We start from the raw sequence: 15,939 nt of genomic DNA on the forward strand, positions 1-15,939 counted from the left end.
GTAAGCCTACCCGTTTTACTTTATCAGCGAGGCTATTGAGCCACCGCGTTAAGCAGCTTTGTCAATTCTTCATGTAGCTCAGCCGGAATTTCGACGCCTTCAAGCTGGCTAAGATGCCTTGCTTCGTGACGACGCTGAGACGGCAGGCGAGCCCCTTGCTTGATAAGCCGGTATAAACCATGCGAGTGGCACTCGTCGCGCTGTGCAGCCACGCTGCTGGCAATCACCTCAACGTGAGCAGCCGCACACCCATGACCCTCAAGAAGGTTGACGCTCAAGGTCCAGGCCTCATCGAGCGAGCGTGTCGCCATTTTTTGCATATCCACTCCTAGCCTAGTTTCCCGCTATTTTCAGGCATCATCAGGGTGGTCAGCAGCGACGAACTTGCCGCCCTGATACACAACCGCCGGATCATCCGGATCCTGAGCAGGCTGTTGGTTGATCTTGTCACGCCAGGGCTCAGAGCTGTCCTTAGGCGCCCAACCGAGAAAGGCGACCTTACCATTATCCCACCAGGACTCTCGGTTATGGGAAGCACCATAGATCACTGTATTGCCAAGCTTGGGCGCGACAAAAGCGCGTTCAAGCAAGCTCATAAAGTCCTCGACGCTCATCCAGGTGGCCATCATTCGCGCGTCGGCTGGTTCAGGGAAACATGAGCCAATGCGTACACTTAGCGTCTCAATATTGAACTTGTGGAAATACAGGCTGGCCAGGTCTTCGCCAAAACACTTGGAGACGCCGTAGAGAGAGTCAGGCCGGTGCGCGACGTCGGTATCAATTCGCGTGGTGCGTGGATAAAAGCCGATAGCATGGTTCGAACTGGCAAACACGATGCGGGGCTTGCCCTGCTTTCTGGCTGCCTCGTAAAGATGGTAGGTGCCCATAATATTGGCGCTAAGAATGGCCTCCCAGGGGCTCTCTACCGACATACCGCCTAAGTGAATAATCCCATCGCAGCCTTCTACCAATGCATTTACTGCCTGGGGATCAGATAAATCAGCCTGCACGACTTCTTCATGCGCATCGGCGGTACCCATATCTGCAATATCTGAAAGCCTTACCCGTTTGGCTAGCATTGCCAGATGGGGACGCAAGCTGCTACCTAAACCACCTGCCGCGCCGGTCACTAAAAGACGTTCAAGCATGTTGTTCTCCTTGAATAAAATATATCAATCACACCACACACCGTGATAAATCACTTAAAAGCCATAAAGGCGGGCCGGGTTTTCGACCAATATTTTTTGCCGGAAAGGCTCGCTTGCCCAGGCTAAAAGAACATCAAGCTGTTCAGCGTCATCTGGGTATTCGCTTCTCGGAACTCCAACATGCGGCCAGTTACTGCCCCATAGTGTGCGTTCGGGCGCGTGCGCCACGAGGCGTTTGGCGATGGGGCCTACATCCTCGTAATCAGGCCCGCCCAGTTGGCTGGCCTCGTAGCCCGCGCAAATTTTCAACCAGGCATTGCCCCTGTCCAACAGTTCCACAATAGCGTCGACGCGAGGGTCATCTGCTCCCACTGGGGGCATGAATTTACCTATATGGTCAATAATATAATCACACTCTATGCGCTTGAGGTCCGCCACATAATCATCGATATAGCGACCATTGAACTGGACCATTAAGTGCCAGCCGAACGGGCGAATAAGCCGCTCTACCGCATGCATCTGCTCGGTTGTCACCGCCCCACCGGGTAAGTTCATAATGCGCGCCCCGCGAACTCCCGCCGCATGCCACTCCTCAAGCTTCTGTACGGGTGTATCGGGGCTTACCACGGCAACACCTCGCGCCACACTTGGGCCAAGTATTTTCAGGCTCTCAAGCAGGGCACCATTATCAAATTGATAAGCATTCGGCTGGGTAACCACAACGCGCTCAAGGCCCAAACGCTCTTGCACGCGCCGGTAATGCTCAACGGTTGCAAGCTCCGGTATTTGCGGCCCACCGGGCTGTGCCGAATAGCCTGGAAGATAAAGATGGATATGGCAGTCGGTTGCCCCCGGCGGCGTTGCTAACGCTGGCTTAGGGCCGTCGAGCGGCCGGGTATTATCTGGAATGAGGGCCAACTTACACCTCCTTCATGGCATAGGTTTCAAGTGCCTGGCGATCGATTTCGATGCCCAACCCTGGGCCGTCGGGTATTTTCACAATACCTTGGTGGTGTTCGATCGGGGTTTTCACCACGGCTTGCCGGAAAGGATTTTCCGTACGGTCAAATTCGAGAATGGGCGGGCGTGGCTCGCGGCGCGGCGGGTTAGGTAATAACGCCGCCATAAATTGCAGGCTGGCGGCAATACACACCGCCGTCCCCCATACGTGGGGAATAAGACGCACGCCGTGCAAATCCGCCATATCGGCCACGCGACGTATCTCGGTAAAGCCGCCAACGCCACAGATATCCGGCTGAACGATGTCCACCGCCCGCGTTTCAAGCGGCGCTTGCATCGCGTAGCGACCATGCCACGTTTCGCCGCCAGCCACCGGTATAGGCTGATCTGCTTTCACGGCGCGGTACGCTGATAGCTGCTCGGGAATCACCGGCTCTTCAAACCAATCGACGCCCCATTGAGCCGCACGTTGGCCAACCTCCACGGCTTCCAACACGTCGTAACCATGGTTGGCATCGATCATCAGGCGTATATCAGGGCCGATGGCTTCACGGACGGCGGCGATCACCGCAAGGTCTTCCTCAACATCAAAACCAATTTTCACCTTCACCGCATGAAATCCCTCACGGCGATAACCGGCTACCTCTTCAGCCACGTCCGTTACACGATCAACCCCGTAACGCCGGAATGAGCCGGTCGCGTAAGCACGCACGCTTTCTCGCACCCTGCCGCCTAGCAGGGTAGAAATCGGCACGCCAAAGTGCTTGCCTTTGATATCCCAAAGCGCGATGTCGATACCGCTCAATGCCGTCACGGTGAGCCCGCGCTGACCCTGGTCACGCAACTGGTTATAGAGAGTTATCCAAATACGCTCTGTTTGTAGTGGATCTTGCCCGACTAAGTTTTGCGCATAAGCCGCCACTACAGCGGCGTTGAGCTTGGCCGGGCCTAGGCACTCGCCCCAACCCACCGTGCCATCGTCACAGATAATCTCGACCAGGCAGTGCTGACGCCTGGAAAACTGCATCGAAGCACTCTCAAAAGGGGTGCCGAGCGCGTAATCCAGCAAGTGTGTGCGAATGGACTGCACCTTCATATCGCAGATTCCTTATTAAAAGCGGGGGTAAACGGCACAACTACTCAAAAAAACCGGGCAGCGTAAGCGAAACAGCGGGGACGTAAGTCACCAGCATCAACGCTGCAAACAGAGCTAAATAGAAGGGCCAGATCGTGCGAACCGCTTTTTCAATACGAATTTTGCCCACCACGCACCCAACATAAAGGCAGGCGCCTACTGGCGGCGTACATAACCCCAGCCCTAAATTCATCATCAGCATTACACCAAACTGAATTGGGTCCATACCCGACTGCGTTGCCACCGGCAGGAAAATAGGCGTACAGATTAAAATCAGCGCTGCCATGTCCATGATCATGCCTAGCCCTAGCAAAATCAGGTTGAGCATCAACAGAATGACAATGGGGTTATCGGAAATGGCCGATAACGCGTCCATCAGGAGTTCCGGGACGTTATAAAGCGCCAATAAGTAGGAAAACGCCGACGCACAACCGACTAAGATCATTACCAGTGCGGTGGTTTTAACGGCTTGATAGACAGCTTTTTTAAAGGATTCCCAACGTAGCTCACGGTAAACGAATGCTGTCACGAGAATGGCGTAGATCGCCCCAAACGCGCCTGATTCGGTCACCGTCAATACGCCTGAGAGTACGCCTCCCACAATAATGACGGCCGTTAATAAGCCAGGCACGGCAGCAACAAGGCTAAATAACAACGCCTGCCAGCCAGGAAATTCCTCCCCTTTATAGCCGCGTTTTACCGCCACAAGGTAGGCTGCAATTGCCAGGATCAAACACATTAAAATCCCTGGCACTATGCCGGCAATGAATAGCTGAGTGACTGAAATGCCTCCACCTGCCGCCACGGCGTACAAGATCATATTGTGGCTTGGGGGAATAACGACACCGGCCACGGAAGAGGTCACCGTGACATTGACCGCATAGTCGGCGTCATAACCTTTTTCTTTCATCACCGGGATCAGCAATGAACCCAGCGCGGATGTATCCGCCACCGCCGAGCCTGAGATCCCTCCGAACAGCATTGATGAGCTGACATTCACCAGGCCCAAACCGCCTCTGACTTTACCCACCATGGCAGATGCTAAACGCACAAGGCGCACTGAAATACCGCCTTGAAGCATCAACTCACCCGCAAAGATAAAAAACGGTATCGCCAGCAGCGAAAATACTGAGATGCCCGACAAAATGCGCTGGAAAGCCACAAATAAAGGCAGGCCCTCATAAATAAAGGTGACGGCTGCCGCCAAACCAACCGCGAAGGCGACAGGAGCACCTACAATAAGGCCTAAAAAAAACAGCCCGAAAAGAATAGCGAGACCCATGATGACTCCTTATTTAAGACGGCTGTTAGTGACTCTTCCCAACATGTCGGCAGTCGCAAACACCACCATCAGCACACCACAAATGACTAATGGCGCAGCTCTCCAGCTTTCAGACAAACCAATCATTGGGATGGCACGTTCCAGGTTGTTAAGCACCAACAGCGACCCCTGATGAGTCATAAAGATGCCAAAACCAATAACAAACAAATCAGCGATGGCATGGAAAAGCTTGTTCCAAAAGGCGGGAAGTCCTTCGCGAATAAACTCAATATTTAAGTGGCTATTATTTCTTACGCCTGCTGCTGCCCCAAGAAAAGTAATATAAACAACAATTAATAGTGACGCCTGCTCTACCCACGTTGGCGTGTTATTTAGTACATAGCGTCCAAACACAAGCCAACCAAATAAAATAATCAGCAGCACTAATAAAACACCTGCAATGATTAAACAGGTCCTAGCTGCCCCGTCTAGCACTTTGTCTAGCAAGCTTGGCTCTTTATCGGCCGGGGCTGGATGAGTCTCGGAGATGTCGTTCACATTAGCCTCCTACTGCCCCCTGGGTAAACCCCAGGGGCATGTACTGATAATCAGATCGTGTCTTGAATATCGGTAATCAACGACTCGAGATCTGGATTCTCTTCGATAAACTCATCATAAAGAGGCTGCATCTTTTCTTGGAATGCTTCTTTGTCTTCGACTTCGTTAATTTCAACACCAGCGTCTTCTACAATCTTGCGGCTTTCTTGGGAGCCTTCGGACCATAGCTCACGCTGTAACTCAGCAGCGGCTAAGGCCTCTTCTTCAACAATCTTTTTATCTTCGTCTGAGAGTTCGTCCCACTTGGATTTTGCAATACATAGGCACTCAGGAATAATCAAGTGCTCCGTTAACGAATAATATTGTGAAACCTCGTAGTGGTTACTTGATTCAAATGATGGAAAGTTATTCTCCGCGCCATCCAGCACCCCGGTTGTCAAAGATTGATAAACTTCACCGTATGACATGGGGGTTGCGTTACCGTCCAATGCCTCAATCATGTCGACATACAGGTCATTGTTCATTACCCGGATTTTCAAACCCTCTACGTCTTCGGGCGTCTCAATCGCTTTTTCGGTGTTATATAAACTGCGTGCGCCGGACTCAAACCAAGAAAGCGCGACCAACCCTTCTTCTTCCAACGCATCGGCAAACCGGTCGCCAATCTCACCATCCATCACTTCATACATATGCTCGCGGCCGGTAAACAAAAAGGGCAGCGAGAGCACATTGGTCTCTTTTACGATCGGCCCCATTGGCCCCATGTTGAAGTTAGCGAAATCAAGAGCGCCATTACGCGTTTGCTCAATCGCATCAGGCTGATCGCCTAAAACGGCATTGTGGTAAACGCGTGGCTCAATGCGGTTTTCGGTACGTTCTGCCACTTTTTCAGCAAACGACTCCAGCGCGTCAGAGTTAGGATAACCCTCAGGATGGATATTCCAGCCTCGCCATTCAGCCGCTTGAACAGATAACGAGAGCACGCTGAGTGCGCCCACAGAAACAAGAGTAAGGCGCTTAATATTAGATTTGTAGTTATGCATGATGTTTCCTCTTAGCGTCAGTTATTGTTAAGTACTAGTTGCTTTTCTGGCTTTCAATGATGCGCGCAAGTGTTTGGCGCTCTTCCATCGTTGGCATCGTTAAAGGCGCGCGAACGTCTCCGGCCGGGCGACCGATAATCTCGGCACCCGCCTTAACCAGGCTCACGGCATACCCCGCTTTTTGATCCCGTAAATCGATAAACGGAATAAAAAACTCTTGGGTAATTTGCTTAACGATGTGGCTGTCCCCAACACGGAGGGCTCGATAGAAGGCCACCGCCATATCGGGAACAAAATTGAAGACGGCCGAGGAGTATGTGTTAACGCCAATCGACAGATACGCTTCGGCGAAAATCTCGGCGGTAGGCACGCCACCGATATAGGTCAGACGGTCGCCCACAGTCTTGATGATTTTATTCAGCGCTTGAATATCGCCCTTGCCGTCTTTCAGACCGATCAAGTTCGGGCAGGCATCGGCCAACGTCTGGACAGACGCCGCGTTGAGGATGCCGTTACCCCGGTTGTAGTAGATAACGTTGATCGGTGTGGCGTCGCAAATTTGCTTTGCATAGGCCACCAGGCCTTCCTGTGGGCATTCGGTTAAGTAGGGCGGCATTAGCAGAATGCCGTCGGCGCCGGCTTCTTCCGCGGCTCTGGCGAAGGCTTTTCCCGAGGCCACGCTTAACCCCGCGCTGGCAATCACCGGGAGCTTGCCATCGACCACATCGACAGCTGCACGTACCACCTGGCGGTATTCTTCCAGCGATAGGTTAAAAAACTCACCGGTGCCGCCGGCCACGAATACCGCTGAAATATCGTGGCTAATAAACCAGGCAAGCCGCTCGCGGTAGCTGGCTTCATCGAACTGACCGTTATCGTCGAAGTCGGTGATCGGGAACGAGAGTAGGCCATCACCGATCGCTTGTATTACGTCTTGTTTGGAAAACTTCACGCCACCATCCTCATGCCGTCCTTGTCCAAGTGCGTCGCGTCGAGGTTAGACGCTACGCAAAGCAACAGTTGTAATACATCATACAAATGAAAGCTAGTCACACGCCTGTCGTTAGGCAAGTCGCGATGGGTAAAACACGACCAAAGTTTAACCACGCGAATTGCTTAAAAAACCGCAGAGCAAGAGATAACTATCTGATAATAAAATTAGTATGGTGACACCCCCGGTCTCTATAACCGGAGGTTACTAAGGTGTGGATACGACTGAATATTAATGTTTAGCGGACAAGCGCGGGTTTTTTGGCATCGAAAGACCAATTATTAATCAAGTATTGCATTGTCTTTGAGTCATCTCTCGCCCCGCTAGATAACGAACGATAAAGCTTATTAGCCTGCATGACAGCTTCCATATCAATTTCAACCCCCAAGCCAGGCTCATCAACAACTTCAATGCTGCCATTGATAATTTCAAGTGGCTTTTTGGTTAATTGGACATCTCCCTCTTGCCAAATCCAATGTGTATCAAGCGCCGTAATTTCTCCTACTGCAGCAGCCCCAACATGAGCAAACATTGCCAACGAAATATCAAAGTGATTGTTAGAGTGCGCCCCCCACACCATGCCGTGATTGGCACAGAGCTGCGATACACGAACGGCACCGGATAATGTCCAAAAATGAGGATCCGCGAGTGGAATATCTATTGATCGCAGCATTAAAGCATGCGCCATTTCCCGCCAGTTGGTTGCCACCATGTTAGTAGCTATCGGTATACCTGTGGCCTGACGAAATTCCGATAATATCTCCCTCCCCGAGAATCCCTGTTCTGCACCACAAGGGTCTTCTACATAAGCCAAAACATCCTTCATACCACGACATAATTGTATTGCTTCTTCAAGATACCATGCACCATTTGGGTCAATCGTGGTGCGAGCATTTGGAAAGGCTTTTGAAAGAGAAGTAACTGCTTCAATCTCGTCTTCTCCGGCCAGCACCCCGCCTTTAAGTTTAAAGTCACGAAAACCATATCTATCTTGTGCGGCCTGAGCAAGCTCGACAATACTTGATGATGTAAGCGCCTTTTTATCCCGCATCCGATACCATTCGTGGCCCTTCGATGTTCTACATTGCCGAAAATCTAGTGGAGTAGCGTTTCCATCACCGATAAAGAATAAGTAACCTAACACATCAACTCTGTTACGCTGTTTACCTTCCCCAAGTAACTCAGCCACCGGTACACCAAGGTGCTTACCCATAAGATCGAGTAAAGCCGCTTCAAGGGCAGCAACTGCATTTACTCTTAACTCAAACGTCCACGCTCCCTTACCAAAATCCTCAAAATCAGCCATTTGACCTTGCTTACTAACAGAAGCCACTATCGAGCGCAGCTTTCCGATTGATTGCCCTTCAATAAAAGGTTTGGCTTTTTCAAGCGAGTGCAGAATAGTTTCCCCACCAGGCGCTTCGCCAACACCCAGATTCCCTGAACTATCTTTAAGAACAAGAATGTTGCGAGTAAAAAAAGGGGCATGCGCACCACCAATATTGAGCAGCATACTGTCACGACCAGCAACTGGAATAACTTGATACTCAACAATCGCAGGAGTATGAGTACTAATAGCCATGAAGCTTAACCTCAGTATATCTAATAATATTTAATATATCATTCGCCTATAATGGCAAAGACTAGTAACTATTCGCATGTTCCACTAATTTTTAAAAGGTGTGGATGCAACCGATTATTAATGTTTAGCGAACAAGCGCAGGCTTTTTGGGATTGAACTCCCACCCTGGAATTAAGAACTGCATGGCCGCGGCATCGTTGCGCTGGGTAACGTCGAGGCTTTGATAGAGTCGATGGGCTTCCATCAACTTGTCCTCATCCAGCTCAACGCCAAGGCCTGGCGTTGAAGGCACCTGTATTTTCCCGTCACGTATCTGGAACGGCTCCTTGGTAATACGTTGGCCATCTTGCCAAATCCAGTGGGTATCAATAGCGGTGATTTCCCCCGGGCAGGCGGCTGCCACATGGGTCATCATGGCCAGCGAAATATCGAAGTGATTGTTGCTATGTGACCCCCAGGTCATCCCCCACTCATTGCAAAGCTCACCTACCGATACGGCTCCCTGCATGGTCCAGAAATGACAGTCGGCGAGCGGGATATCCACGGCATTGAGCTGAACGGCATACTGCAATTGCTTAAAATCAGTCGCAATCATATTGGTCGCGGTGGGCAGCCCGGTACGCTTTTTAAACTCGGCCATGGTTTCTCGGCCCGAGTAGCTTTCTTCTTGGCCGCAAGGATCCTCAGCATAACTAAGCAAGTGCTTGATGGGGTCTAGTACCCTGACCGCCTCGTCAAGCGTCCAGGCGCCGTTTGGATCAAGGGTCAAGCGCGCCTCAGGGAAGGCATCATGCAAAGCGCGGATACAATCGGCCTCTTCTTCGCCACGCAACACACCGCCTTTGAGCTTAAAGTCCTTGAAGCCGTAGCGTTCGTAAGCCGCTTTAGCTAGGTTTGCGACTGCATCCGGGGTTAACGCTTCCTGATAGCGCACTTCGTCCCAGGCGTCTTTCGGGGTACTCGTTTTGGGATAAGGCAAATCGGTTTTTGCTGGATCACCGAGCAGGAATAAATAGCCCAACGCTTCAACCTCATCGCGTTGACGGCCATATTGACCAAGTAAATCGGCAACAGGCATCTGCAACGTTTGTCCAAACAGATCAAATAACGCCGCCTCAAGGCCCGTAATGACATGTACGGCAACGCGTAAATCAAATGTCTGGCGGCCTCGCTCTTCTCGCCCATTTTTGGCTAACAGTAAGCGCGCTTTATTTAGCGTCTGCTTAATATCACTAACTTTAGAGCCTTGTATAAGGGACCGGCATTGCTCGAGCCCCTTAAGAATGCCAGCACTTGAAGGGATTTCGCCAACCCCCTGATTACCGGCATCATCCTCTAGTATGACCACACAGCGAATAAACCAGGGCGCATGCCCACCACTCAAGTTCAATAGGAAACCGTCATAACCCGCTACCGGCACCACACGCATTTTCTTAATAGAAGGAAACATCAGCTTTTACCTCGTAAATAATTGAGACCACCTGATGGCATACCGATTAATTTCAGGTCACAGGCGCCGGATTGAATAGAACCAAGTCGTTATGAATACCCAGCCGGTCGGCAGCAGCCTGCTTACGCCCGCTCGCCACATCGAGGATCAGGTGGAACAGCTCCCAACCCACCTCTTCGATGCTGGCCTCGCCCGTCGCAATACGCCCAGCATCCAGATCAATAATGTCGTGCCAGCGCTGGCCTAGCCGAGAATTGGTGGAAACCTTGAGCACCGGCACCATGGACAACCCATAAGGTGTACCACGACCAGTGGTAAACACTTGCAAGTTCATCCCGGCAGCCAGTTGCAACGTTCCACAAATGAAGTCACTGGCGGGGGTGGCGGCAAACGTAAGCCCTTTGCGCCTCAGCCGTTCACCCGGCCCGATAACATCTGCGATGGGGGAATTACCTGATTTGATAATTGAGCCCAGCGCTTTTTCGACCACATTGGAGAGTCCACCGCGCTTATTGCCCGGCGAGGGATTAGCACTGCGGTCTGCTTGCCCTTGAGCCAAATAGTCGTCGTACCATGCCATCTGCTCAATAAGCGCCCTTCCGACATCTTGGTTAATCGCGCGAGGCGTCAGCAGATGAATAGCATCACGTACTTCGGTGACCTCCGAGAACATAACGCTGCCCCCGGCTCGCACAATCAGGTCGGTCGCAAAGCCAACTGCAGGGTTGGCGGTCACCCCTGAAAAAGCATCACTGCCACCGCACTGCATACCGATGCTTAGTTCAGAGGCGGGGCAGGTTTCACGACGGCGGCGATTCAAACGCTCCAGATGGCGTTCAGCCATGGCCAGGATACCGTCGACCATCTCACCAAAACCCTGAAAGCTCTCATCCTGAAGGCTCAGTACATTGGCATCAGGATCCGCCGCTTCTGTGTTTTGATAAATTTTGACGGGCTGGTCATCGAGCAACGTTGAAGGCTGGAGTTTTTCGCACCCCAAGCCGATCACCATCACTTCATTGCCAAAGTTCGGGTTTAGGGCAATGTTCTTAAGCGTGCGAATGGGGATAATCGCCGCAGGCGCGTTGATAGCGACGCCACATCCATAGCTATGGTTGAGCCCTACGACATCATCAACATAGGGGTAGCGTGGTAGTAATTCACGCTTTATGCGTTCCACCACATAATCCACAGTGCCCGCTACACACTGCACGCTGGTAGTGATCCCAAGCACGTTCTTAGTGCCCACACTGCCATCGGAGTTGCGAAACCCTTCAAAGGTATAGCCTTCAAGGGGCTCAACATCAGGGGCCGGGCGAGTGGCCAGCGGCAACTCTTCTAAAGCAGGTGCTGTGGGTAGGCGCACTTTGGATTCATCAACGTGCTCCCCTCTGGCAATAGCGGCAAGCGCATGACCAATAATTTCACCGTAGCGAATAATAGGCGCATTATCCGCAATATCAGTGAGCGCCAACTTATGCCCTTGGGGTATGTGCCCTTTAGCAACCAAGCCGCCGGTGCCTAGCACCTGGCCCTCTGCGATGCCTTCAGCCTCTACCACGATGGCGACATTATCGTCGGGGTGTACTTTTATGATTTTGCTTTCAACATTTGTCATGAGCGTTCCTGTTTAATATTCGTACTAGCCCACAGCGTTATGTTGATGCTTGGCGCGATTTTTCCGGCTCATCATGAGCGAGAACACCACGGAGGCAAGAATAAGCAGCCACAGCACTACGGCAATGGGGCTTTTAGTGAAGAAGGTGGTAAATGTGCCAGCCGACTCAAGGCTTTTGACAAAGTAGACCTCTGCTTGGCTACCGAGGATAAAACCAATGATCAAAGGTGCCACTTCCAATCCAACCTTCTGTATCAAGTACCCCACTACACCAAAAATCAGCAGCGTCCAGACATCGAACATAATGCCGTAATTGATGGCGTAAGCACCCACAACACACATCATCACAATAATGGGGAAGAGAATATGCTTGGGCACCAGCACGACCTTGGCAATGTGCTTGATGGCATAGAACATCAGGAAAAACATGACGATATTGGCAAACACTAATGCCGTCATCATGACGTACCATGTTTCAGTATTTTCAGGAATGAACAATGGTCCTACCTGAATACCCTGCAACGTGAAAGCACCAATTAGAACCGCTGTGGTAGAGTCACCTGGAATCCCAAGCGATAACAATGGAATCAGTGCACCGCCGGTTAACGCATTGTTGGCTGACTCTGACGCAATAATACCTTGGGGAGCCCCTTTACCCATTTGAGAAGAGTCACGCGCCAAGTTTTTCTCTTGGGTATACGCTAACACTGAGGCGGCGCTGCCACCCACGCCTGGCAACAAGCCGACAAAGGTGCCTATAAAAGAAGAACGGGTAAGGTTTGTCAGGCTACCTTTGAAGATTGATAAAGAAAAACCAGAATCTTTACTAACCTTCACGCTTTTTCCAGACACTTCACTTTTAACACCCTTTTCAGCCTCTAAAAAAATTGTGGAGATACCGAAAATCCCTATCAGCACGGGCAACAGAGAAAACCCTTCAAAGAGGTAAGGCTCCATAAAGTCAAACATCAAGCGAGTCTTGCCGTTACCACCATCAGTCGTGCTGTAGTCACCAATCAGGCTGAGCCAGATGCCAATCACACCACTAAAAATGCCCACCAGCATGCTGTTTGACAGCGAGGCGATGACACTCAGTGCCAGCAGGATTATCAAGAACTTCTCTACATAGGAGAACTTAATCGAAAAATCCGCCAATAAAGGCGCAAAGAGAAAAAGCACTGCGGCACTTAGCAGGCCACCAAAAACAGAAGCAATGACACAAATTCGCAGGGCCTTTTCTCCCTCCCCTTTTTGCGCCATCGGGTAACCATCGAAAGTAGTAGTGATAGATGATGGTGTGCCGGGAATATTGATGAGTACCGCTGGCACCATGCCACCCGAGATGCCTCCCACATACAAACCAAGTAATAAAGCCAGACCGTTATGAAGTCCTAGAGCATAGGTTAGCGGCAAACATACGGCGACCGCCATAGTAGCGGTCATACCAGGAATTGCGCCAAAAATAATGCCGACTAGCGTGCCAAACCCGGCCAGCAAAAAGAAAGTTATGTCAAATAAGGATAAGAATTCCATAGGGCACTCGCTTTAATCACGGCAGGGTAATAGCAAACAGCTTGGCAAGGATCAACCAAACTAAGCTAGGTGCAACAACGGCATTAATGACCACAATAATGAGCGATTTCTTTGTCCACTTATGCATATACATAAGAGACATCAAAAGAACGAACAATATTGAAACAAATAAAAAACCATACCCTGTATAGGGGAATAGATTGCCCACTACAGCCATTAGATAGAAATAAGCGACGATCAGCGCAAGCGTGCCGAAAAAACGCCATCCATCCATGGGTTCACCTACAATAGGCAGAGAACGTTCTCCTCTCTTAACAGCAACTAGAAAAGGAGCTACTTTTGCCACTAGAACAATGGCAAACAAAACGGCCATGATCCAACTGATAATGGTTGGGAAGAACAAATGCGAGTTCTCGAAATCGACCGAGATGCTGAGCAGACTTGATATACCTGATTCCATAATCGCTCCGGAAATAAGCAGGAGACACCCTGTCTCTGTATTATTCTCTATCGGTTCTACCTGAATGAAAGGGCACTGGTAGAACTAAGCCACCAGTGCCCAAAGGATTTATTTGATGTTTTCGATGATACTTGCGTAACGCTCTGCCTTCTCTTTAAAGTGCGCTTCAGCTTCATCAGATGGCATGAAGTTGGGGATGAAGAAACTGTCTTTCAGGGTTTCCTGAATCTCGCCCTCATCGTAGATCTCGGCCAGCGCCTCATCGATTTGCTCAACGATAGCAGGGTCCATGTCTTTGTTATAAAGGAAGAAGAACTCCTTATCGAAAGTGAAACTTTCGTCATCGCCCATGGTGACGTTGACGTTAGGCTCAACATACTCCAACAACTGTTCACGCGATGTTTCGCCCAGCCCATCTTCAGGCGCTTGTTCTATGGTTTCCTCACTCGCCGTCAACCAAACGAAACGCATGGCCTTTTGATCATCTTCAGGCAAGCGAGTGAACTGCTCGTTAGCTTGCACGGAGCCATTAATAACGTCGACTTGATCATCGAACAGCTGCTGATTCTTGTCCGACTGGGAGCCTGTGTTCACAGCGACCAGATTATCTTCCTGCCCCGGATGCTCAATGGCGATAGCGTTCTTCAAAGCGCTAAAACCGATCTCGGAAACGCCACCCGGCTGGATCGCAACACGTATTGTCTCGCCTTCACCTGCGGCAGCGATGATGTCCTCCAGATTCTCGTAGGGCGAGTCCTTGGGTACCAGATAAGCATTGCCTGGGTTAATAGATACGGCAGGCCCAATGGCGTACTTCTCGAAGATATCGCTGAAGCCTTCCACGCCGTATAAGTGGCCTAAATAGGCATAATCATGGAAGATCATCAGGGTATTACCGCGCGGATCTCGGTCCAGAGTGCGAAATGCCGCGTTCGCCCCAACCGCATCGACCTTCATGTTGATATCTAGATGCTCGGCTAGCTTGTCCACTACGAAACTGGAGTTCTGATAGGTGTCTGCCCCGGTCGACGTAGAGCCGATGACAACGCGGACATTACCTTTTAGCTCCTGGGCCAGGACAGCACCAGAGCTGGCGCTTATTGCCGCCATAAGCGCTACCGAACCTACACCTGTCATCATTTTTTTGGATACGATCATAACTTCACCTCATTCGCTCGTTGTTAATTTGTTATCACTTTGCGGTTTGATAAGGATTTTTACTTCGTATTATCGATTAGTTGCTTTAGTTGCCGACACTCGTCGGCAGACGGCATCGTCAATGGCGCGCGTACCTCGCCAGCCGGGCGACCGATAATCTCGGCACCCGCCTTAACCAGGCTCACGGCATACCCCGCTTTTTGATCCCGTAAATCGATAAACGGAATAAAAAACTCTTGGGTAATTTGCTTAACGATGTGGCTGTCCCCAGCACGGAGGGCTCGATAGAAGGCCACCGCCATATCGGGAACAAAATTGAAGACGGCCGAGGAGTATGTGTTAACGCCAATCGACAGATACGCTTCGGCGAAAATCTCGGCGGTAGGCACGCCACCGATATAGGTCAGACGGTCGCCCATAGTCTTGATGATTTTATTCAGCGCTTGAATATCGCCCTTGCCGTCTTTCAGACCGATCAAGTTCGGGCAGGCATCGGCCAACGCCTGGACAGACGCCGCGTTGAGGATGCCGTTACCCCGGTTGTAGTAGATAACGTTGATCGGTGTGGCATCGCAAATTTGCTTTGCATAGGCCACCAGGCCTTCCTGTGGGCATTCGGTTAAGTAGGGCGGCATTAGCAGAATGCCGTCGGCGCCGGCTTCTTCCGCGGCTCTGGCGAAGGCTTTTCCCGAGGCCACGCTTAACCCCGCGCTGGCAATCACCGGGAGCTTGCCATCGACCACATCGACAGCTGCACGTACCACCTGGCGGTATTCTTCCAGCGATAGGTTAAAAAACTCACCGGTGCCGCCGGCCACGAATACCGCTGAAATGTCGTGGTTAATAAACCAGGCAAGCCGCTCGCGGTAGCTGGCTTCATCGAACTGGCCGTTATCGTCGAAGTCGGTGATCGGGAACGAGAGTAGGCCATCACCGATCGCTTGTATTACGTCTTGTTTGGAAAACTTCACGCCACCATCCTCATGCTTCCCTCGTAGAAGTGTGCCAACACCCATTCGCGAGGCTTAAAATCGTGACAACC

The 15,939-nt window shown here is 51.0% G+C and carries 15 protein-coding genes; all 15 read right to left on the bottom strand.

Translation table 11 applies throughout. From position 1 onward, the window contains the following. Positions 1 to 32 precede the first annotated feature (32 nt). A complete protein-coding gene (locus tag CPH17_RS11505) occupies positions 33 to 320 on the bottom strand; it encodes a hypothetical protein (RefSeq protein ID WP_096299593.1) in 288 nt (95 codons plus the stop codon). A gap of 30 nt (positions 321 to 350) precedes the next feature. Continuing rightward, positions 351 to 1,148, bottom strand: coding sequence for an NAD-dependent epimerase/dehydratase family protein (locus tag CPH17_RS11510; RefSeq protein WP_096299595.1), 798 nt, complete (start codon positions 1,146 to 1,148; stop codon positions 351 to 353). Positions 1,149 to 1,202: 54 nt separating this feature from the next. Next, positions 1,203 to 2,066: an amidohydrolase family protein gene (locus CPH17_RS11515; RefSeq protein WP_096299597.1), complete on the bottom strand. Its 864-nt coding sequence runs from the start codon at positions 2,064 to 2,066 to the stop codon at positions 1,203 to 1,205. 1 nt (position 2,067) lies between these two features. Next, complete coding sequence (locus tag CPH17_RS11520) at positions 2,068 to 3,204, bottom strand: mandelate racemase/muconate lactonizing enzyme family protein (RefSeq protein ID WP_096299599.1); 1,137 nt, start codon at positions 3,202 to 3,204, stop codon at positions 2,068 to 2,070. Between the two features lie 40 nt (positions 3,205 to 3,244). After that, positions 3,245 to 4,525: a TRAP transporter large permease gene (locus CPH17_RS11525; RefSeq protein ID WP_074394781.1), complete on the bottom strand. Its 1,281-nt coding sequence runs from the start codon at positions 4,523 to 4,525 to the stop codon at positions 3,245 to 3,247. Between the two features lie 9 nt (positions 4,526 to 4,534). After that, positions 4,535 to 5,062: a TRAP transporter small permease gene (locus CPH17_RS11530; RefSeq protein ID WP_096299601.1), complete on the bottom strand. Its 528-nt coding sequence runs from the start codon at positions 5,060 to 5,062 to the stop codon at positions 4,535 to 4,537. A gap of 50 nt (positions 5,063 to 5,112) precedes the next feature. After that, the gene (locus CPH17_RS11535; RefSeq protein WP_096299603.1) at positions 5,113 to 6,105 is read right to left on the bottom strand and encodes a TRAP transporter substrate-binding protein; all 993 of its coding nucleotides are present in this window, start codon (positions 6,103 to 6,105) and stop codon (positions 5,113 to 5,115) included. Between the two features lie 34 nt (positions 6,106 to 6,139). Continuing rightward, complete coding sequence (gene kdgD / locus CPH17_RS11540; protein WP_096299605.1) at positions 6,140 to 7,057, bottom strand: 5-dehydro-4-deoxyglucarate dehydratase; 918 nt, start codon at positions 7,055 to 7,057, stop codon at positions 6,140 to 6,142. Between the two features lie 277 nt (positions 7,058 to 7,334). Next, entirely contained in the window at positions 7,335 to 8,678 is a 1,344-nt protein-coding gene (locus tag CPH17_RS11545; protein WP_172898696.1) for an enolase C-terminal domain-like protein, read from the bottom strand. Between the two features lie 124 nt (positions 8,679 to 8,802). Then, positions 8,803 to 10,128: an enolase C-terminal domain-like protein gene (locus CPH17_RS11550; RefSeq protein ID WP_096299607.1), complete on the bottom strand. Its 1,326-nt coding sequence runs from the start codon at positions 10,126 to 10,128 to the stop codon at positions 8,803 to 8,805. Positions 10,129 to 10,180: 52 nt separating this feature from the next. Then, complete coding sequence (gene garD, locus CPH17_RS11555; protein WP_096299610.1) at positions 10,181 to 11,746, bottom strand: galactarate dehydratase; 1,566 nt, start codon at positions 11,744 to 11,746, stop codon at positions 10,181 to 10,183. Positions 11,747 to 11,770: 24 nt separating this feature from the next. Beyond that, entirely contained in the window at positions 11,771 to 13,279 is a 1,509-nt protein-coding gene (locus tag CPH17_RS11560; protein ID WP_074394771.1) for a tripartite tricarboxylate transporter permease, read from the bottom strand. Between the two features lie 16 nt (positions 13,280 to 13,295). Next, complete coding sequence (locus tag CPH17_RS11565; RefSeq protein ID WP_074394770.1) at positions 13,296 to 13,739, bottom strand: tripartite tricarboxylate transporter TctB family protein; 444 nt, start codon at positions 13,737 to 13,739, stop codon at positions 13,296 to 13,298. Between the two features lie 108 nt (positions 13,740 to 13,847). Further along, positions 13,848 to 14,897, bottom strand: a complete 1,050-nt coding sequence (locus tag CPH17_RS11570) for an ABC transporter substrate-binding protein (protein WP_096299612.1) — start codon at positions 14,895 to 14,897, stop codon at positions 13,848 to 13,850. Positions 14,898 to 14,956: 59 nt separating this feature from the next. After that, positions 14,957 to 15,868 carry a 5-dehydro-4-deoxyglucarate dehydratase gene (gene kdgD, locus CPH17_RS11575; protein WP_096299614.1) on the bottom strand — a complete coding sequence of 304 codons (912 nt, stop codon included), beginning with the start codon at positions 15,866 to 15,868 and terminating at the stop codon, positions 14,957 to 14,959. Positions 15,869 to 15,939: the final 71 nt, after the last annotated feature.

Source organism: Halomonas sp. hl-4 (assembly GCF_900215475.1).
GTDB lineage: Bacteria > Pseudomonadota > Gammaproteobacteria > Pseudomonadales > Halomonadaceae > Vreelandella.